Annotated in this window: 11 protein-coding genes; 4 read left to right on the top strand and 7 right to left on the bottom strand. The window is 68.5% G+C overall.

The genetic code is table 11. From position 1 onward, the window contains the following. Window positions 1-40 precede the first annotated feature (40 nt). The 3 genes from JHW38_RS04730 to JHW38_RS04740 all read right to left on the bottom strand — a co-directional run bounded on the left by JHW38_RS04730 (window position 41) and on the right by JHW38_RS04740 (window position 7,202). Window positions 41-1,126, bottom strand: a complete 1,086-nt coding sequence (locus JHW38_RS04730) for a hypothetical protein (RefSeq protein ID WP_207524868.1) — start codon at window positions 1,124-1,126, stop codon at window positions 41-43. A gap of 113 nt (window positions 1,127-1,239) precedes the next feature. Further along, window positions 1,240-2,259, bottom strand: a complete 1,020-nt coding sequence (locus JHW38_RS04735) for a hypothetical protein (protein ID WP_207524869.1) — start codon at window positions 2,257-2,259, stop codon at window positions 1,240-1,242. A 38-nt stretch (window positions 2,260-2,297) separates the two neighbouring features. Beyond that, on the bottom strand, window positions 2,298-7,202 hold the full coding sequence (locus JHW38_RS04740; RefSeq protein WP_242691358.1) for an alpha-2-macroglobulin family protein: 4,905 nt from the start codon (window positions 7,200-7,202) through the stop codon (window positions 2,298-2,300). Window positions 7,203-8,052: 850 nt separating this feature from the next. Between JHW38_RS04740 and JHW38_RS04745 the strand changes: the two genes are divergently transcribed. From JHW38_RS04745 to JHW38_RS04755, 3 genes are all read left to right on the top strand, one after another. Next, on the top strand, window positions 8,053-9,603 hold the full coding sequence (locus JHW38_RS04745; protein WP_207524870.1) for a M4 family metallopeptidase: 1,551 nt from the start codon (window positions 8,053-8,055) through the stop codon (window positions 9,601-9,603). Between the two features lie 792 nt (window positions 9,604-10,395). After that, entirely contained in the window at window positions 10,396-12,303 is a 1,908-nt protein-coding gene (locus tag JHW38_RS04750; protein WP_207524871.1) for a M4 family metallopeptidase, read from the top strand. A 342-nt stretch (window positions 12,304-12,645) separates the two neighbouring features. Continuing rightward, window positions 12,646-13,536, top strand: coding sequence for a S1 family peptidase (locus JHW38_RS04755; protein WP_207524872.1), 891 nt, complete (start codon window positions 12,646-12,648; stop codon window positions 13,534-13,536). A 63-nt stretch (window positions 13,537-13,599) separates the two neighbouring features. Here the strand turns inward: JHW38_RS04755 and JHW38_RS04760 are convergent, their stop codons facing one another. Continuing rightward, on the bottom strand, window positions 13,600-13,953 hold the full coding sequence (locus tag JHW38_RS04760) for a DUF1428 domain-containing protein (RefSeq protein WP_207524873.1): 354 nt from the start codon (window positions 13,951-13,953) through the stop codon (window positions 13,600-13,602). A gap of 410 nt (window positions 13,954-14,363) precedes the next feature. Here JHW38_RS04760 and JHW38_RS04765 point away from each other — a divergent pair, with 410 nt between their 5' ends. Continuing rightward, the gene (locus tag JHW38_RS04765) at window positions 14,364-14,918 is read left to right on the top strand and encodes a GNAT family N-acetyltransferase (protein WP_207524874.1); all 555 of its coding nucleotides are present in this window, start codon (window positions 14,364-14,366) and stop codon (window positions 14,916-14,918) included. A gap of 94 nt (window positions 14,919-15,012) precedes the next feature. On the opposite strand, the gene JHW38_RS04770 is transcribed toward JHW38_RS04765, so the two are convergent. The 3 genes from JHW38_RS04770 to mtnA form a co-directional block, all read right to left on the bottom strand. Next, window positions 15,013-15,609, bottom strand: coding sequence for a YceI family protein (locus JHW38_RS04770; protein ID WP_207524875.1), 597 nt, complete (start codon window positions 15,607-15,609; stop codon window positions 15,013-15,015). Window positions 15,610-16,159: 550 nt separating this feature from the next. After that, window positions 16,160-18,859 (bottom strand): DNA gyrase subunit A, encoded by a 2,700-nt coding sequence (gene gyrA, locus JHW38_RS04775; RefSeq protein WP_207524876.1) that lies wholly within the window; start codon window positions 18,857-18,859, stop codon window positions 16,160-16,162. A gap of 751 nt (window positions 18,860-19,610) precedes the next feature. Next, window positions 19,611-20,669 carry an S-methyl-5-thioribose-1-phosphate isomerase gene (gene mtnA, locus JHW38_RS04780; RefSeq protein WP_207524877.1) on the bottom strand — a complete coding sequence of 353 codons (1,059 nt, stop codon included), beginning with the start codon at window positions 20,667-20,669 and terminating at the stop codon, window positions 19,611-19,613. Between the last annotated feature and the right edge of the window lie 113 nt (window positions 20,670-20,782).

Here is a 20,782-nt window from a genome sequence, read left to right on the forward strand (position 1 = left end):
CGGTCCCTCCCATCACGGTTCGCCCTCAGGCTTCGCCGCGTCAGCCCGCGCCGTTCGGCAACTGGATCCGCAGTTCGCCGTCGATCAGGAACAAGCGCATTTCCTCGTAGACGCGGCGGCTGGCCTTTTCGCGCTCCAGCACCTCGCCGAGGGTACGCGCCTGCGCCTTGACGTCCTTGCCGATGCCGCCGCTGATTTCGATCCGCGCCTGGATCAGTTCCTGGTTGTCCTCGTCGCGATCCTCATCGGGATCCCAGTCGATCCGCAGTTCGTACCACTCGGTCTCCTCGCCCTGCTTGCGCTCGCCGTAGGCGGTTTCGCCGCCCTCGTCGTCGGGCTTGGGTTCGAGCGCGCGCACCTGACCGAGCAGCAGCGCGTAGTCGGCCACGCGCTGGTCCGGGAACAGGTCCTGGAAGCGACGTTCGGCCATCGCCCGGTCGATGCGGTCGCCGTTGCGCTCGGCCTCGTCGCCGAGCGGCGTGCCGACCGCCGGCACCTGGCCGAGCGGGATCGGGAACTTGAACAAGTCCAGGATCGCCTTGCGGTCCTTGCGCGCGAACGCGTCGGCGAGCGCGCCCAGGCGCTGGCGCACGCGCGCGTCGGCGCTTTCGCTGGCGACCTTGGCCAGGGTCTTGCCGTTCCAGGCGTAGGTCAGGTATTCGCGGGTCTTGGGCCGCGCGGCGGTGCAGATGTCGGGCACCTGCAGATACAACTTGCCTTGCGCGATCTTGTCGAGGTACACGCAGTCGTCGGCCGTGTCGGCGGCCGGCAGCAGCAGCGGGCCATCGGCGCGGCTGAGGATCGCCGCCCATTTCTTCAGCGTCGCCATCTGCGCGTCGGGCGTGCCTTCGCCGTACGCGACCACGACATCGTCGACGCCGTCGCCGTCGAGGTCGCCGACCAAGTGTTCATAGCCCAGGCGTTCGAAATCCGGCACGCGCTTGCGCAAGGCGGCGAACGCGGCTTCGGCGGTCTGCTTGGGATCGGCGGCGGGTTTGGCCGGCGCCGCAGCGGCAGGTGCCGCGGCCTGGGCGGCCGGCGCCTCGCCGGCGGACGGGTCGCCGGCCTTGCACGCGGCCAGGCTCAGGCCGATCAGCAACGCGGCGGACAGTCGGGTGTAACGCATCTATCGCTCCTTGCGGGTGTTCGCGACCGGCGGGGGCCGGTCGAAGGTCGTGACCGAAGCTTCGGTCGGATGGGGGCGCGGCCGCCGTCGCGGCCGGCGCGGGCGCGGCGCGCTCAGCTTTCCAGGCCGTCGAGGTCGTGCGCGTCGGCTTCTTCCAGATACAGCTCGCCGTCGATCAGGCGCCAACGCAGGTGATAGCCGACGCCGTCGCCTTCCGGCCATTCCACGGTCGCGCGCGCGTCGACCACGTAGGTGTAGCCGTCGATCTCGACGGTCGCGTCGTCGGGCGCGGTGTCGATGAGCAGCTTGCGCTCGCCGGCGTCGGCGCCGCGCGGTTTGACGAAGCTGACGACGCTCTCGTGAGGATCGAGCCGCTTCAATTCGAGGTGGCTCAAGAGGCCGACCGCATCGGCGAAAGCGCGACGCCGATCGGCGTCGGCGAAGACCGGGTCGGGCGCCGGCGCGGCTTCGCCGCGGATCGGCGGGCCCGGTCGCAGGTTGGCGTCCAGGGCCGACAGCTTGCCTGCCTCGATCGACTCGCGCATCGCCCGCAGGCGCGACAGCACCCGCTGCCGCGCATCCTCGGTCGACACCCGCACCAGCGCGCCGTCGCGCCATTCGAACTGGTAGTAGTTCAAGGTGCGCGGGAACGGCAGCATGCACGCTTCCAGGCCGTCGGCCCACAAGCGGCCGTCGCGGATCTCGCGCACCGCCGGGCAGTCTTCGAACTTGTCGGTCTGGTCGGCCTGCAGCTGCAGGCCGCCGTCGCGCGCCAGCAGCACCCGCACCGTTTTGGCGACGTGACGCATCGCGCCTTCGTCGCCGATGCCGTATTCGATCACGACATCGTCGCGGCCGTCGCGGTCGAGATCGCCGGTGAAGTAGTTGACCTCGAACTTGTCGAATTTCGGATCGGCCTTGCGCATGACCGCCTCGGCCTGCGCGATCAAGGGATCGGGCAGCGGCGGCTTGTCGTGCGGCGTGGTGCCGCCCCAGTTCAACGCCGGATCGGTGGCCGGCGACGGCGCCGGCGCGACCGACGCTGCCGCCGCTTCCGAACTGGTCGACGCGCCCTTGCGCTTGCACCCGGGCGCCGCCGCCAACAGCGCCGCGCACAGCGCGACGCCGGCCACGGCGGGAAGCGCGACGCCTCCCGCCCGCTTCGCCGCGGTCACGGCTGACGCACCGTCAGGCTCGCCGGCGCGGCCTTGCCGACGCCGCGCAGCTCCGGACGGTACATGTCTTCCACCAGCGACGGCGGCACCGTGTAAGTACCCGGCGTCACCGCGCGCACGAGATAGAACACCCGCGCGGTGCGGCCTTCGTCGAGCTTGAGCGCGGCGACGTAGCGGTCGTCGCGGAACTCCTCGTGCTTGACGTCGGCGGCGCTGGAGCGCTCGGAGATCTCGATCCCGTCGACCACCACGCCGGCCCACTGCTTGGCGTCGCCGAGATTGAAGTTCTCGATCTCCAGGCCGGCCGGCAGCAGATCGGTCAGCAGCGCATCGGGCATCGCGCTGCGCGCCTTGATCGCGACCTGCACGATCAGCGCCTCGCCCTCGACCAGGCTGCCGCCGGACCAGTCCTTGCCTTCGGTGGTGTAGTACTTGCGCGTCACCTCGATCCGGGAGCCGTCCGCGGCCGGCGGCGTCCGCGGCACGCCGGCGACTTCGAAGCTGGCGTACAACGGGGTCGGCCCGTTCGGCGCGAAGCTGACGCCCGCGGCGAGCTGGGCGAAGTCGAAGGCGCCGCCGATCAGCTTGGCCGGCTCGGCGTCGGTGGCGCCGCCGGCGACGGTCCAGCGGCCCGACAGCTGCTTGCCCTGGTCGGCCATCAGCGCCTTGCCGAGCCGCGCCAGCGCGACCTGCTCCTGCGTGCTCAGGTACAGCCAGCCGCTGTTGCGGCGCGCGTCGAGGTCGCGGCCCATCGCCACCGCGCGCGCGTCGTACTCGGGCTGCGACAGCTTGTGCTCGTGCACCAGCGCGATCATCAGCGCGTCGTCGCGCAGGCGGCTGCCGTAGTCGCCGAGGTACTCGGGACGCTGCGAGGAATCGCGGGCGAAGCCTTCCTTGATCGCCTTGGAACCGCGCGCCTTGTCGCCCTGCAGGCTCAAGGCCAGGCCCAGGTGCACCAGCGGCAGGCCGGTCAGGCTCTGCTTGCGGTCGTTGTCGTACAGCGCGCGCAGGGTGCCGAGCGGAGCGCGGTTGACCCGCGCCAGCACGTAGCCGGCATGCGCCTGATAGGCGAACTTGAGGTGTTCGCGGCGGTCGTAGCCGTAGAACGAGGCGTTGCCCGACAGCAAGTCCTCGCCGAGCGCCTTGAGCGCCTTCTGCAACATCGCCTCGGGCACGGCGAAGCCGCCGTCGCGCGCGTCGAGCAGGAACTCGACCACGTACGGGGTCAGCGCCGGATTGACGTAGTCGCCGTCGCCCCACATCGAGAAATGCCCCGAGGCGATCTGCATCGCCGCGAGCCGGCCGAACGCGCCTTCCATGCGCGCGCGCCGCTGCTTGGCGTCGATGCCCTTGACCCCGAGCATCTTGGCCGTGGCCTCGTCGAGTTCGAGCGCGGCATAGCCCTTGCTCGTGGTCTGCTCGGCGCAGCCGTACGGATATTCCAGCGCGCCTTGCAGCGCGCTGGCGAACGGAATCGGCGGCAACGCGCTGACCACCATGCGCGCGCTGACCGAATCCGGCATCAGCCCCTCGGCGAAATCGCTGCCGAGCTGGATCGCGCCGAGCTGGTCGAGCACGCGGGTGCGCGAGCGCAGCACCGCCGGCCACGCCGGACGCACCGGCAGGTCGTAGCGGCGGTCGACCTTGTAGCCGTTGCCGTCGACCCGCACCCGCACCTGCGCGACGGTGTAGCCCTCGCGCGCGGTCACCGGGAAGGTCAGGGTCTTCTTGGCTTCCACGCCGAGGTTCAACGTGTGCTCGCCGCCGTCGAGCGACAGCGGGCCGATGCCTTCGACCTTGACCGCGAACTCGCCGGCCTTGCCGGTGAAGTTCTGCACGTCGAGGGTCACGCTGCTCTTGTCGCCCGGCGCCAGCACCCGCGGCGTGCTCGCCTCGGCCAGCACCGGCGCGCGCACGATGGTCTCGGCGTCGCGGTTGCCGTAGCTGCCGCCGGAGTAGACCAGCGCGGAAACGCGCAAGGTGCCGTTGAAGTCCGGCACCGCCAGCTTGATCCGCGCGTTGCCTTGCGCGTCGAGCTTCACCGGGCCTGCGAACAGGTCGACCGTCTGCACCCGCGCGGTCGGCCGGCGCGCCTGCGGCAAGGCCTGCAAGGCCATGTCGCCGCCGAAGCGGATCTTGGCGGTCTCGCCGTCGAAGCTCTCGATGACCCGGCCGTACACGTCGTACGCGTCGACGCCGAGGCGGCGCTGGGCGAAGAAATGCGCGGCCGCGTCGGGCACCGCGAAACGGGTGATGTTGAGGATGCCGACATCGACCGCCGAGACGGTGACGTAAGCGTCCTTGCCGGCCAGTTGCGGTGCGCTGACGGTCACCGGCAGGTCCTGCTCGGGCTTCATCAGCTTGGGCACGTTGACGCCGACCGCGACCTTGCGCTCGCGCCGGTCCATCGGCACGAACGCCACGCCGACCGCGCGCGCGGGCGTGATCTTGCTCGGCGCGCTGCCGCCGCGGAACACCAGCGCGGTGACGTAGACGTCGTGGCGCTCCCAGGCGTCGGTGACCGGAATCTTGAACTTGCTGCCGGCCTTGGCGGTGATCGCCTGCACGTAGACCATGCGGTCGGTCTCGACCATCAGCAGGCCCGGGCCCTCGTGCGGCGGCGTCACCGTCACTTCGAGCGTGTCGCCGGACTTGTACGAAGTCTTGTCGAGCGCGAGCTTGACCTTGTCGGGACGCGCGTCGAGGCCGCGGTTCTGGTCGTCCCAGCTCCAGCCGGCGCGGAACGGATAGCGCGTGGTGATCTTGGTCTGCGGGTCGAACACGTCGAGGCGGTACTCGCCCCACTCGACCTGGAAGCTGAGCTTGGCCGCGTTCGCGCCGAGGTCGACGTTGCGCGTTTCCACGTCCTCGAAGCGGCGGGTGAAGTCGTACTTCCAGCCGCCCTCCTCGCCGTAGTTCCAGTGGTAATCGCGGCGTTCGCGCACCAGGGTGGCGCGCACGCCGCTGGCCGGGCGCGGCTTGCCGTCGCTGCCCACGCGCATCAGTTCGAAGCCGACCGTGGCGTTGCTGTCGGCGCCGTCCTTGTCGTCGAACAGCGGGCGCACGCCGACCAGCGCGTCGGCCGGCCACAGCACCCGCTTGACGCTGCGGTTGACGCTGCGGCCGCCGGACTCGAACACGCTGCCGGTGACGATCGCGGCGATCGTGCTGACCGGCTTGGCCTCGTCCGGCAGGGCGATGTCCTGCGCCAGCTTGCCGGCGTCGTCGAGCGTGGCGTCGACGACGTCCTTGGCTTCCTTCGGCAGGCTCAGGGTCGGATCGCCGAAGAAGTAACCCGGCATCTGCTCCAGCGGATGCTGCTCCACCGCCACCGTCATCTTGGCGGTGAAGCGGTTGCCCGCGGCCGGCGCGCCGTACAGATACGCCGCCTGCACGCCGAGCTTGAACGGCTGGCCCGGACGCAGCACCGCCGGCGCGTCGAGGTCGAGCTTGAGCCGCTCGGGCAGGAACTCCTCGATCCGCAGGGTCATGCCCTGCACCGCTTCCTTGCTGGCCGGATCGGTGCGGAATTCGACCCGCCAGCGGCCGGTCGCGGCGTCGGCGGGAATCAGCTGCGCATGGCGCACATAGCCCTGCGCATCGGGCTGCAGGCGGGTTTCCAGGAAAGTCTTGCCGTCGGGCTGCACATAGCGCAGGAACACCGGCTGCAACGCCTTGCCCTTGGTGTCGACGGGCTTGCCGTCCTGGTCGCGCAGCAGCGCCGACAGGCGCACGGTTTCGCCGGGGCGGTACAGGTCGCGGCCGGACCACGCGAACACGTCGAACCAGGCCTGCTCGCGCCCGGCCACGGCGAACTCGGAAAGATCCAGCGCGGGCTGGTTGAACGGCAGCATCGACACGTCGCTGCCCTTGCTCGCGATCAGCACCTGGGCCGCGTCGAGCTTGTAGTTCAGCAGCGCGTTGCCGTTGCCGTCGGTCTCGCCCTTGAGCGTCAGCTCGCCGTCGGCGCCGATGACCTTGAGCTCGACCCCGCCGACCGCCTCGCCTTTCTCCAGCGAGGCCACGTGCACGAACAGCTTGTCCTTGTAGGCGCGCGCGTGCAGGCCGAGGTCGCTGACGGTGAAGAACGCGGTCTCGAACTCGTCCTTGAACTGGCCGGCGCGCTTCATCACCGCGAAATACAGGCCGGGCTTCTGCAGCTCCTTGATCTCCTGCAGCGGCAAGTAGGTCAGCACGCGCTCGTTGGGCTTGCCGCCGAGCACGAAGCGGTTGACGTAGACCGGCTCGGCCAGCTTCGACAGCGGCTTCTTGTCGTCCCAGTCGCGTTCCAGCTCCCAACTGCCCTTGCGCCCGCCGCGCTGGTACTCGGCGAAGAACTTCGGCAGTTCCTTGTCCTTGACCCGCAGGAATTCGACATCGACTTCGGACACGTTGATCGACACCACCGGCAGGCCGCGGCTGTCGCGCGCCGGCAGCACGCTGCCCTGCGAGGCGAAGCCGACCACGGGCTCCAGCGGGCCGGTGTAGACCTGCTTGACGATCGCCTCGGCGATGCGGTCGCCGGCCGCGGCGGTCAGGCCGGGCTTGATCGCGACGGTGTAGTCCTTGCTCGCTTCCACGTGCGGGAAGCGCAGGATCTTGCCGCCGTCGTCGAGCACCCAGCTGCCTTCGACCGGGGCGCCGTTCTTGTCGGTCACCGCCAGCCACTGGTCGAAGTCCTGGGTGCCGACCAGCGGCTGGCTGAATTCCAGGGCGATGGCGAGTTCGTCGCCGCGCTTCTGATCCGGATACGCGGCGACCAGGGCGAAACCCTTGACCGCTTCGCGCTTGACCACGATGGCCTCGCCGCTGGCCTGCGGCAGCTGGCCGCCGCCGTCGCGCTTGCAGCCGGCGACCAGCGCGGTGGCCGCGATCAGCACCGCCGCCGCGGCGCGCAACAGGCCGGGCCGCCAATGCGGTGCGGGCTTCGAGAGGCGGACTCCTTCCGCGGCTCCGTCCAAGGGCTTCGTTCGCATCATGCGGTTCTCTCCGGAAACTGCGACGCAGTATAGAACGAGCGCACGCAAGCGGTAATCGCAACGGAAGGCCGCATGTGAGCGCCGTTGCGGCGATGCGCCCCCTGTAGGAGCGGCGCGAGCCGCGACCACGAAGTCGCACGGTCGCGCCGCAAGAATGCAACCCCGCGACTTCGTGGTCGCGGCCCGCGCCGTCCCTGCAGGCGCCGCCGCCACGGCGATCTGTGCGCCCGCGCCGGTTTCCGCCTCATGCCCGCCGCCATGAGCAAAGGTTATGTAAGCCGCCGCGTTCCGATAATGCCCGCCGCCGGCTCAAAACCGGCGCAGAAACCGTCACAACCGGGTATTGACCCGACGATAACCCCGTTATCCGGACCCAATTAAATCGCTCGAAAATCCGCCATTAAATCGGCGCGCGAAACCCAAACGCAATCCACATCACATAATCGGCGCCCAATCCAGCGCAAGCAGCCTCGCCCAGGCTCCAATCTTATGCTGCACCGCAACATAATTATTGAAACATTATTACTTGTTTCAATATTTCTCCTTTGGAATCCGGGATTTACACATTCCGCGCGCAGCAACGGTTTCGACCGAAACCAGCGCGAAAACCGCCCCGAAAGGCATCGCGTTCGCGATGTGACCGCGGCACGGCGCGTTGCCCGTCCCGACCCGCCTGCCTAGCGTCGATCCCGCCGCACCGACACGCCGCGGCAGCCGCGCAAACCGCGCGGACACGGCCTTCGCTTTCTCCCTCACCTCCGGAGCCTTTCCCATGAATCGCAACGTATCGGTATTGTCCCTCGCTCTCTCGCTGGCCCTCGCCGGCGGCGCCGCCGACGCGGCCCAGGTGATCGATCTGCACAGCGTCGACGTGGCCAAGCTCAACCGCCAGTACCAGGCCGCCACCGCCAAGTCCGGCGCGGTCGCCAAGGCCGACGCGCGCCACGCCGAAGTGATCGCGCTCGACACCGACTCGGCGCTGAGCCAGATCAAGAGCAGCGTCGACGCCGACGGCTCGCGCAACTACCGCTATCAGCAGACCTACCAGGGCGTCGCCGTGTTCGGCGAGCACGTGGTCGTGCGCGAAGACGCGCAAGGCAACGTGCGCGCGCTGTTCGGCCGCTCGGTCGCCGGGATCAAGGCCGACCTGCCCAAGCTCGACGCCAAGCTCAGCGCGAGCCAGGCGCTCGGCCTGGCCAAGGCCGCCGCGCACGGCAAGCGCGCGGTCGCGCTGCAGACCCGCAACGAGAACAGCCGCAAGGTGATCTTCATCGACGACGCCGGCCAGGCGCGTCTGGCCTATGCCGTCGACTTCGTCTCCGATTCGGCCGCCGGCGGCGAGCCGAGCCGTCCGTTCGCGATCGTCGACGCGTCCAGCGGCAAGATCCTCAAGCAGTGGGACGGCCTCAACCACGCCCAGGTCGGCACCGGCCCCGGCGGCAACCAGAAGATCGGCCAGTACGAGTACGGCAGCGGCGGCCGCCCGTTCCTCGACGTCGCCCAGAGCGGCAGCACCTACACCTTCAACACCACCAACGTGAAGACGGTGAACCTCAACCACGGCACCAGCGGTTCGACCGCCTATTCCTATACCGGCCCGCGCAATACGGTGAAGACGATCAACGGCGCCTACTCGCCGCTCAACGACGCGCACTACTTCGGCAAGGTGGTGTTCGACACCTACCAGGCCTACGTCGGCCTGTCGCCGCTGACCTTCCAGCTGACCCTGCGCGTGCACTACAGCCGCAACTACGAAAACGCGTTCTGGGACGGCCGCGCGCTGACCTTCGGCGACGGCGCGACCACGTTCTATCCGCTGGTCTCGCTCGACGTGGTCGCGCACGAGGCTTCGCACGGCTACACCGAGCAGCAGTCGGGCCTGATCTATTCCGGCCAGTCCGGCGGCATCAACGAGTCGTACTCCGACATCGCCGGCGAAGCCGCCGAGTTCTATTCGCGCGGCAGCAACGACTTCCTGGTCGGCGCCGACATCTTCAAGGCCTCCGGCCGCGCGCTGCGCTATTTCGACGACCCGACCCGCGACGGCCGTTCGATCGGCCATGCCAGCAACTACACCAACGGCCTCGACGTGCACTACTCCTCGGGCGTGTTCAACAAGGCCTTCTACATCCTGGCCAAGAAGCCGAACTGGGGCACGGTCAAGGCGTTCAAGGCCTTCGCCAAGGCCAACAAGGACTACTGGACCCCGAGCACCAACTTCAACCAGGGCGGCCAGGGCGTGCGCCAGGCGGCCGCGGACCTGGGCTACAGCTCCGCCGACGTCATCAACGCCTTCAGTCAGGTCGGCGTGAACGCGCAGTAAGCGCTGCGACCGCAGCGCCGGCGCGGCCACGGCCGCGCCGGCCTCGTACGCTATTGGCGACCCCGGCCCCGGCCGGGGTTTTTTTTCGGATTTTCGCCTCCGGCAAAAAACCGCAGCGAGGCCGGCACGCGACGTCGCGTTATCCGGCGACGATATGAGGCGCCGTTCCTGTTTCCGCACTGCGCCCGGACTCATGAAGAAACATAATGATCGGGTATTGCAATGGGCCGAGCAGAACCGTGCGTGCACGGGTCACACCAGCCAGTGGACATAATCCGGGAAAAGGAAACTGAGAAATCCATACGACTGCGGCGAAACCCAGCTGCGGCGCGGGTTTGCGGCTGCAAGCGCTTCCATCCGACCGCAGTCACAGTAATTGAACGCGCGACGCGCCGAAACACCCTACCCCGACCCGCAATATCCTGCTGCATCGCAGCAATATCGGTGAAACATTATTACGCCGATGTTTCGAAGCCCGATTTCGCGACCTCGCGCCGCAGCCGAGGCGGCGCAATGCTTTCAGCAGAAACCGTGTCGCCGGCACGCCCGCGCACGTCGCATTCGCACTGTGAACTGCGCAACCCGCGTTGACGGTTTTTTTGCCCCGCCCCTAGCGTCCCTCCGCCGCGTGGCGCCATCGCGGTATCCGCACGAAGTCCGGCAACGCACGCGCCCTCGCGGCACGGATCGTCCGAGAGCGCTGCCGCGGGCTACGGGGGAGCGGATTGCACGAGCACTGAGAGCCGGCCGCGAACGCGGCCACCATCCATAACTCGTTTGGGGGTAATACCAGTGAATCGCAACGTATCGGCCCTGTCCTTCGCCCTGTCGCTCGCCCTCGTCGCCGGCGCCGCCGGCGCCGCCCAACGCGTCGACCTGCACAGCGTGGACGTCGCCAAGCTCAACCAGCAGTACCAGGCCGTCGCGGCCAAGTCCGGCGCCGCCGCCAAGGCCAACGTGCGTCACGCGGAACTGATCGCGCTCGACGCCCAGTCCTCGCTGAAGCTGCTCAAGAGCAGCGTCGACGCCGACGGCTCGCGCAACTACCGCTATCAGCAGACCTACAACGGCCTGGCCGTGTTCGGCGAGCACGTGGTCGTGCGCGAAGACGCCAAGGGCAACGTGCGCGCGCTGTTCGGCCGCTCGGTCGCCGGCCTCGCCGCGGAACTGCCGGCCGGCCTGAAGGCCAAGTTCGACAGCGCCCAGGCGCTGAGCGTGGCCAAGGCCGCGGGCATGGGCAAGAGCGCCGGCTCGCTGCAGGTGCGCAACGAAAGCAGCCAGCAGATGATCTACGTCGACGACGCCGGCAAGGCCCACGTCGCCTATGTCGTCAACTACTTCGCCGACGCCCCGCAGGGCGGCTCGCCGATGCGTCCGTTCGTGATCGTCGACGCCAACAGCGGCAAGGTGCTCAAGCAGTGGGACGGCCTGAACCACGCCCTGGTCGGCACCGGCCCCGGCGGCAACCAGAAGACCGGCCAGTACGAGTACGGCACCGACTTCGGGTTCAACGACGTGACCCAGAGCGGCAGCACCTGCACGATGAACAACACCAACGTGAAGACGGTGAACCTCAACGGAGGCACCAGCGGCACGACGGCGTTCTCGTACACCTGCCCGCGCAACACGGTCAAGACCATCAACGGCGCGTTCTCGCCGCTGAACGACGCGCACTACTTCGGCCATGTCGTGTTCGACATGTACAACAGCTACGTCGGCACCCCGCCGCTGACCTTCCAGCTGAGCATGCGCGTGCACTACAGCAGCAACTACGAGAACGCGTTCTGGGACGGCTCGGCCATGACCTTCGGCGACGGCCGCACCACGTTCTATCCGCTGGTCGCGCTCGACGTCGCCGCGCACGAGGTCTCGCACGGCTTCACCGAACAGCAGTCGGGCCTGGTGTACTCCGGCCAGTCCGGCGGCATCAACGAAGCCTACTCGGACATCGCCGGCGAAGCCGCCGAGTTCTACATGCGCGGCACCAACGACTTCCTGGTCGGCGCGCAGATCTTCAAGGGCACCGGCGCGCTGCGCTACATGGCCAACCCGCCGCAGGACGGCCAGTCGATCGGCAACGCCGCCGACTACTACAACGGCCTGGACGTGCACTACTCCTCGGGCGTGTACAACAAGGCGTTCTACCTGCTCGCGCAGAAGTCGGGCTGGGGCACGGTCAAGGCGTTCAAGGTGTTCGCCAAGGCCAACAAGGACTACTGGACTCCGAGCACCGACTTCAACCAGGGCGCCTGCGGCGTCGAACAGGCGGCCACCGACCTGGGCTTCACTCTGGCCGACGTGTCCGATGCGTTCCTGCAGGTCGGCGTGGACTGCCCCGGCGGCGGCCCTGGCCCGGGCGGCCAGACCTACACCAACGAAACCGACTACGCGATCAACGACAACGCCACGGTCGACAGCCCGATCACGGTCTCCGGCCGTACCGGCAACGCGCCGACCAACGCGCAGGTCTCGGTCAACATCATCCACACCTACCGCGGCGACCTGAAGGTCGACCTGGTCGCGCCGGACGGCTCGCTGTACAACATCAGCAACCGTTCGGGCGGCAGCGCCGACAACATCGTCGGCACGTACACCTTCAACCTCTCCAGCGAACCGCTCAACGGCACCTGGAAGCTGCGGGTGAACGACAACGCCAATGCGGACACCGGCCGCATCGACAAGTGGAGCATCACGTTCTGATCGCTTGAACCAGCGCAAGGATGCGTCGAGGACCGTTCATGGTTCTGAAAAACCCCGGCTTCGGCCGGGGTTTTTTCGTTTGCGCGCGGCGTGCACGGCGCATGCAGGCGATGTAATCGAATTGTGTTCTGGAATCGGATAAGCACAACGCGGCGCGAACGCGGCGTTCGCCGCGCGCCTTCGCGCTGCGCGCGGCGGTATCTGTGGTGTGCGGCCCGCGCGTCCGCCCCCACGTCCCGCATCGCGCGCGCACGGCTTCCCGGCCGGCAATCGATCTGTCGCGTACGCGCGACGGAGCGGGACGGCTCGTTCCTGCAATTCGCCACCAAGGAGCATCACCCCATGAAAGCTTCGCACTGCATCGGCCTGGCCACCGTCCTGGCGCTGGCCGGATTGAGCGCTTCGGCGCAAGCGGCGCAAAAAGACGCCGGCGACATCGTCCGCCCGCAGATCATCGGCGGCATCGACGTCGGCAACGGCAAGTACCCGTTCATGGTCACCGTGCAGCTCAAGCTGCTCGGCGGCGACAACGCCTACGACAACCACTGGTGCGGCGGTTCGCTGATTTCGCCGTGGCTGGTGCTGACCGCGGCGCACTGCGTCGGCTTCGACGCCGCGCAGTACACGGTGATCGCCGGCCGCACCGCGCTGAAGAACGAGGCGCAAGGCATCAAGGCCGAAGTCGCCGCGGCCTATGTGCATCCCAAGTACCTCGCCGGCGACGGCGGCTACGATGTGGCGATCCTGGAGCTGAAGGCGCCGATCACCAAGATCAAGCCGGTCGCGCTGGTCACCGCCGGCACCGATGCGCTCGAACGTCCCGGCACGCAGCTGACCAACATCGGCTGGGGCAACACCATCCAGCAAAATCCGTTCCCGCCCGGCGGCAACGGCGTGAACCAGCCCAACCGCCTGCAGGAAGTGCAGCTGCCGGTGGTGTCGTACGCCGAATGCGAATACGCCTACCGCGGCACCGGCATGCTCGCCTCGCAGGCGCTGGACCTGTGCGCCGGCCGCACCGGCAAGGACGCCTGCCAGGGCGATTCCGGCGGCCCGCTGTTCGTGGCCCTGCCCGGCAGCAAGAACTTCCTCCAGGTCGGCGTGGTCAGCCGCGGCGCCGGCTGCGGCGCGACCGGTTATCCGGGCATCTTCACCCGCGTGGCCAACGAGGAGATCTCGGCCTTCATCGCCAATCCCGCCGCGAAGGGCGTGAAGCTCGGCAAGGCGAAGTGACGGCGCATTGAGCGCATCGCCGCCGCGCCGGCCGGGCCGGCGCGGCGGTTCGCGCTGTCGCGCTTAAAGCACCACCAGCGGCTTGAAGCCGCCGAAGATCATGCGCTTGGCGTCGAACGGCATCTTGCTCGGGTCCATGTCCAGGCGCGGGTCTTTCATCACCTGCGCGTTGACCTTGTCGCGATGCTTGCGCGACTTGAACACGATCCACGAGAACGCCACCACTTCGCCGGGCTTGAGCTTGACCGCCAGCGGGAACGAGGTGACCTTGCCCGGCGGCACGTCGTCGCCGATGTTCTCCCAGTACGCCACCGCGCCGTACTCCATCCAGATCTTGCCGGCCTTGCGCGCCAGCTTGCGGTACGCGGCGATGTTGTCCTTCGGCACCGCCAATACGAAACCGTCGACGTAACTCATGCGTCCTCCTGCGGGCGTCTGGCCCTGTGTGGGGAAACCGCTGCGCGCCGCCGTCGCGGCGGCGATTCGAATGCGTCCGTGTTTCGGCGCACGATGCCTCGTGCGCATCCGCACGGCCCGACTATCGGCGCTGCGCGCGGCGCGCCCCAGTGTGGTTTGTCATGCGCGCGTTCGAACGAACGTACGGCCTGAATGCGCAGCTTCGCGACGATTCCGGAACATGTTTCTGCGTTGTGCGCTTGCGCAAGCGGAAGTCTTGTTTCCGCAGCTGTCGGCGGCCTGTCGCATCGCGACGCGAATGCGCGCGGCCGCGCCGCCATCGCCGCGCACGCGGCGTCCGGCCATCGTTGCGGCGCCTGCGCCGCTCGTGCCGGCCGGCCTTTATACTGCCGCGAAATTCCGACGATCCGATGCGCGCCGATCGCCCGACCGAGCGTGCCGACACCGGCTCGTCGCCACGTTCGACGGATGCAAGCACACCGATGGATCACCGCAACCTGCGCCTGCGCGACTGGCGCGCCGACGACCGCGACGCCGGCCTGGCCTTGTTCGACAGCAATACGCCGCGTTTTTTCGCCGCATCGGAACGGCAGGACTTCATCGACTTCATCGACGACCTGCCGGGTCCGTACTTCGTCCTCGAAGACGCGCACGGACGCGCGCTGGGATGCGCAGGCTATGCGGCCGCGCGCAACGACGCATCGAAAGCGGTGTTGTGCTGGGGCATGGTGCATGGCGAACTGCATCGCAGCGGCCTGGGTTCGGTCCTGCTCGCGCAGCGGCTCGCCCGCATCGCGGCCGATCCGGCCTGCCGTTCCGTGTCGATAGAAACCTCCCAGCACAGCTGCGGATTTTTCGCGCGCCATGGCTTCGTGGAGCTCCGCCGGACCGTCGACGGCTTCGCTCCGGGCATGGATCTGGTCGAGATGATGCTGGTCCTGGCCCGGCCCGCACCGACGGGCTGAGCCGCTCGCGTTTTTCCGCCGCCGCGCGTCGCCGGCTGTCGACGCCGCGCGCGAACGCGATCGCGCGTCCGCGCACGGGCCCGAGCGCCGCGGCTCACTTCGCCGCGGGCGTTTCCTCGGCGATGGCTTCGATCTGGATATGCAGCGCTACGGTCATGTCGAAACCGTAGTCCTTGCCCGCCGCCATGCCGAACTGATCGCGCTGGAAGCTGGCGCTGGCGTCGGCGCCGCAGACCTCGCGCTTGTACATCGGATGCGGCATGCATTTGAACTGGCCGATGCGCAGCTCCAGCGGCTTGGTCACGCCGTGCAGGGTGAACTCGCCCTCGACCTTGCCCGGCTTGCCGTCCTTGAAGCCGGCGAGCTTGCCCTTGTAGGTCGCGGTCGGGAACTTGGCGGCGTCGAACAGCATCGGCTTCTTGGCTTCCTCGTTCATCGCATCCAGACCGAAATCGATGCTGGCGATGTCGATGCTGACCTCGACCGTACCGGTGCCGGCCTGCTTGTCGAGAACGATGCTGCCCGCGGACTTGTCGAACTTGCCGCGCCACTTCGACAGCCCGCCCATGTGGTCGGCTTCGAAGCTCGGATAGGTGTGGCTGGGATCGATCTTGTAGGTCGTCGGCGCGGCCGCGGCGGAGCCGGCGAACAGGGCGAGCGAGGTCAGCAGGCAAAGCGCAGTCAGGTTCATGAGGATCTCCGGGGCGGGCGATGAGGGAAAGCCGTGGGACGCTAGCACCGGCCTCGCCGGCGCCGCAATCGCAGCGATGCGCCGGTGGGTTGCGCCGATGCCGGCAATCCGGCGGTTCGTGCGGTGCAGCATGGTTGCGGTCCGTCGTGGGGCGACGCGCCGAAACCGGGCTGCTGTCAGTACGACGATCCAGCCGCGGCGGTTTCGACATGGGCGGGCAAAAAAAAACGCCGCCCGGAGGCGGCGTTGGTTCGTGCGGATGACGACCCGTTGAACGCGGCGCCCCCTCCTATCGTCATTCCCGCGAACGCGGGCTCCGCTTCATTTCGGCGCAGCCGAACATCCAGGGCGTCATCGAGGCATGATTCTGAAGTCTCTGGATCCCCGCCTTCGCGGGGATGACGGCTGGGAGAACGCGGCGAAACCCGCCTGCCCGCCATTCCAGCGAAGGTGGGCTCCGCTTCATTTCGGCGTAGCCGAACATCCAGGGCTTCACCCAGGCACTGCTCTCAGCCTCCAGCCGCGGCCTCGCGGCCGCGGCTGAAACGCATCAAGCCTCCGGCGCCGGAGTCTCCGGCCCCTCGCCCGCGGCGTCCGCGACCGGCGGCGCGGCCAGTTCGCCTTCGCCGTCCTCTTCGTCCAGCGACGCGTCCACGCGCTCGATGGTCTGCAGGGTCTCGCCTTCGGACAGCCGCATCAGGGTCACGCCCTGGGTGTTGCGCCCGACCTGCGAGATCTCCGCCGCGCGCGTGCGCACCAGGGTGCCGCCGTCGGAGATCATCAGCACTTCGTGGTGGTCGCTGAGCTGGATCGCGCCGACCAGGGTACCGTTGCGCTCGTTGGTCTTCAGCGCGATCACGCCCTGGGTGCCGCGGCCCTTGCGCGGATAGTCGCCGACCGGCGTGCGCTTGCCGTAGCCGCGCTCGCTGGCGGTGAGGATGTCGCCGTCGCCTTCGACGACGACCAGGCTCACCACGTAGGTGCCGCTGTCGTTCGGCGCATCGACCGCGTCGACGTCGCCTTCGACCGCCGCCGCATCGTCGCCCTCGCTGTCGGCCGCCGACGCCGCGAGCAGGCGCATGCCGCGCACGCCGCCGGCGGTGCGGCCCATCGGCCGCACGGTCGATTCGGCGAAGCGCGCGGCGCGGCCGTTGGAGGCGAACAGCATCACGTCGCGCTCGCCGTTGGTCAGCGCCACGTCGACCAGCGCGTCGCTGTCGTCGAGGTTGATCGCGATCTTGCCGCGCGCCAGCTTGAACGCGAACTCGGTCAGCGGGGTCTTCTTGACCCGGCCGTTGCGGGTGGCGAAGAACACGAAGTGGTCCTCGTCGTACTCGCGCACCGGCAGCACCGCCTGCACCTGCTCGCCGGCTTCCAGCGCCAGCCAGTTGATGATCGGGCGGCCGCGCGCGTTCGGGCCGGCCTCGGGCAGCTGGTGCACCGGCAGCCAGAACACCCGGCCGGTGCTGGTGAAGGTCAGCAACGTGTCGTGGGTGTTGACCAGCCACAGCTTGTCGATGAAGTCCTCGTCCTTGGTCGCCGCCGCGTTGCGACCCTTGCCGCCGCGCTTCTGCGCGCGATAGGCGCTGACCGGCTGGCGCTTGGCGTAGCCGGCGTGCGACAACGTCACCACCACGTCTTCCGGCGCGATCAGGTCGAGGATGTCGAGATCCTCCTCGCTGGCGCGGATTTCGCTGCGGCGCTCGTCGCCGAATTCTTCCTTGAGGTTGCGCAGCTCGGTGCGGATCACTTCGAGCAGCACGTCGGGATTTTCGAGAATCTCGATCAGGCCGCGGATCGCCTCGAGCAGCTGGCGGTATTCCTCGGTGAGCTTTTCCTGCTCCAGGCCGGTCAGGCGGTGCAGGCGCATTTCCAGGATCTGGTTGGCCTGGACCTCGGTCAGCTGGTAGCGGCCGTCGTGCAGGCCCACGCCCTGCGGCAGGTCTTCCGGACGCGAGGCTTCGGCGCCGGCGGCCTGCAGCAGCGCGCCGACCAGGCCCGGTTCCCAGGTCTTGGCCAGCATGCGCTCGCGCGCTTCGTTCGGGTTCGCCGAGGTCTTGATCAGCTCGATCATCTCGTCGATGTTGGCGAGCGCGACCGTCAGGCCTTCCAGGATGTGCGCGCGCTGGCGCGCCTTGCGCAGTTCGAAGATGGTGCGCCGGGTCACCACCTCGCGGCGGTGGCGCACGAACGCTTCCAGCACCTGCTTGAGCGTCAGCAGCTGCGGCCGGCCGTCGACCAGGGCGACCATGTTGATGCCGAACACCGACTCCATCTGCGTCTGCTGATAGAGGTTGTTGAGCACCACTTCGGCCGCTTCGCCGCGCTTGACCTCGATGAAGATGCGCATGCCGTCCTTGTCGGACTCGTCGCGCAGCTCGCTGATGCCTTCCAGGCGCTTTTCCTTGACCAGCTCGGCGATCTTCTCGATCAGCCGCGCCTTGTTGACCTGGTACGGGATCTCGGTGACGACGATCGCCTCGCGGCCGGTGTCCTGGTTGACTTCGATCTCGGCGCGCGCGCGCATGCGCACGCGGCCGCGGCCGGTGCGGTAGGCGGCGACGATGCCGGCGGTGCCGTTGATGATGCCCGCGGTCGGGAAGTCGGGGCCCTGGATGTACGCCATCAGGCCGTCGACGTCGATCTCCGGTTCGTCGATCAGCGCGATGGTCGCGTTGATGACTTCGGTGAGGTTGTGCGGCGGGATGTTGGTCGCCATGCCGACCGCGATGCCGGCCGAGCCGTTCACCAGCAGGTTCGGCACCCGCGTCGGCAGCACGATCGGCTCGAGTTCCTTCTCGTCGTAGTTGGGCTGGAAATCGACGGTTTCCTTGTCGATGTCGGCGAGCAGTTCGTGGGTCAGGCGCGTCATGCGCGCCTCGGTGTAACGCATCGCCGCGGCGTCGTCGCCGTCGACCGAGCCGAAGTTGCCCTGGCCGTCGACCAGCAGATAGCGCAGCGAGAACGGCTGCGCCATGCGCACCAGGGTGTCGTACACCGACTGGTCGCCGTGCGGGTGGTACTTGCCGATCACGTCGCCGACGATGCGCGCGGACTTGACGTGCGGCTTGTTGGCGTGGGTGCCGAGCTCGTTCATCGCGTACAGGACGCGGCGGTGCACAGGCTTGAGGCCGTCGCGGACGTCGGGTAGCGCGCGCCCCACGATCACGCTCATGGCGTAGTCGAGGTAGCTGCGGCGCATCTCGTCTTCGAGATTGACCTGGATGATTTCCTTGGCGAGTTCGGCCATCAGGGTTCCGTTGCGTGCGGTGGTCGTGCGGAGGTGTCGCGGTCGTCGCACGCCCCGTGCGCGGACCCGCATCGGGCCGGAAATTCCGCGAGAAATCCCGGCCGGAGCGGCTGGCGCCGAGCCACAGGCTACGCCCCAGCGGGCATGTCCTGCAGCGCGCTAGGGGCGGCAAAAAACAGACGTGAAATCATAGCACGAAACCGCGCCTCATGGGTGCGCGATTCTTTCGCAGAAACAAGCACTTGCCGGGCGTTTTCAGCTGCATTGCAGCATCGCGGCGGGGGTGGCGCACCGGGCTGCGGTACGCGGCGGTATCGAAGCCGGTGCGAAGGGTCGGAAATCGCGGTTTGCGGGCGCGCGGGAACGTCGCCGGCGCGGGGCTGCAGTAGCGCGGACGTGGCGGCCGGATGGCGCTGAAGTCTCTGGACCCCCGCGTTCGCGGGGATGACGGCTTGCGGGAGCGCCGCGAAACCGACTTGCCCGTCATTCCCGCGAACGCGGGAATCCAGGGCTTTATCCAGGCATGACGCTGAAGTCTCTGGATCCCCGCCTTCGCGGGGACTACGACTCGTGAGAGCGCAACACCACCCAACTGCCGTCATTCCCGCAAACGCGGGCTCCGCTTCAATTCGGCGTAGCCGAACATCCAGGGCTTTATCCAGGCATGACGCTGAAGTCTCTGGATCCCCGCTTTCGCGGGGATGACGACCGGCAAGAACGCGGCGAAGCCCACCGTCGCCCTCGCCCGCCCTCAGCCGCCGAACGCCGCCCGCATCGCCGCCGCATCCGGCCGCTCGATCACGCCGCGCTCGGTCACGATGGCGTCGATCAGCGCGTGCGGGGTCACGTCGAACACCGGGTTCCAGGCGCCGACCCGCTCGGCCGCGGTGCGCGCGCCGCCGACCGCGAACAGTTCGCCCGGGTCGCGCTCCTCGATTTCGATCAGCTCGCCCGATGGGGTGTCCATGTCCACGGTCGAGGACGGCGCCACCACCATGAACTTGACGCCGTGGTGGCGCGCGGCGATGGCGAGCTGGTAGGTGCCGATCTTGTTGGCGGTGTCGCCGTTGGCGCAGATGCGGTCGGCACCGACGATGACCCAGCCGACCTGGCCGCTTTTCATCAGGTGCGCGGCGGCCGAGTCGGCGATCAGGGTCGGGGCGATGCCGTCCTGTTCGAGTTCCCACACGGTCAGGCGCGCGCCCTGCAGCCACGGCCGGGTCTCGCCGGCGAACACGCGGCCGATCCGGCCCTGGGCGACGCCGGCGCGGATCACGCCGAGCGCGGTGCCGAAGCCCGCCGTGGCCAGCGAGCCGGTGTTGCAATGGGTCAGCACGCCGAGGCCGGGTTCGATCAGGGCCGCGCCGAGCGCGCCCATGCGGCGATTGGCGGCGAGGTCTTCGTCGGCGATGGCCTGGGCTTCGCGCTCCAGCACCTCGCGCCAGTCGGCGCCGGCGCCGGCCAGCGCGCGGCGCATGCGCGCCAGCGCCCAGGCCAGGTTGACCGCGGTCGGGCGCGCGGCGTTGAGCCGCTGCAGCGCCGGTTCGATCAAAGCCAGCGCCTGCGCGCCATCGCCGGCCTCGACCGCGCGCGCGGCCAGCACCGCGCCCCAGGCCGCGGCGATGCCGATCGCGGGCGCGCCGCGCACGGTCAGCGCGTGGATCGCCGCGGCGACGGCGTCGCTGTCGGCGCAGGTCGCGTATTCCACGGCGAACGGCAGCTTGCGCTGGTCGAGCAGTTCCAGGGCCTGGCCGGTCCAGCGGATCGGGCGGATGCGGTCGTAACGGTCGAAATCGATGGCGTCGTTCATGGCTCGCAGTTTAGCGGATGCGTGTGTCGGGCTCGAATGCGGTGTGCGGCGGCTGAGGCAAAAGCGCCCGACCTGAAGGCCCTCCGGCAACAGCCAAGCCCAGGCGGCGCTGC

Source organism: Lysobacter enzymogenes (assembly GCF_017355525.1).
GTDB lineage: Bacteria > Pseudomonadota > Gammaproteobacteria > Xanthomonadales > Xanthomonadaceae > Lysobacter > Lysobacter enzymogenes_C.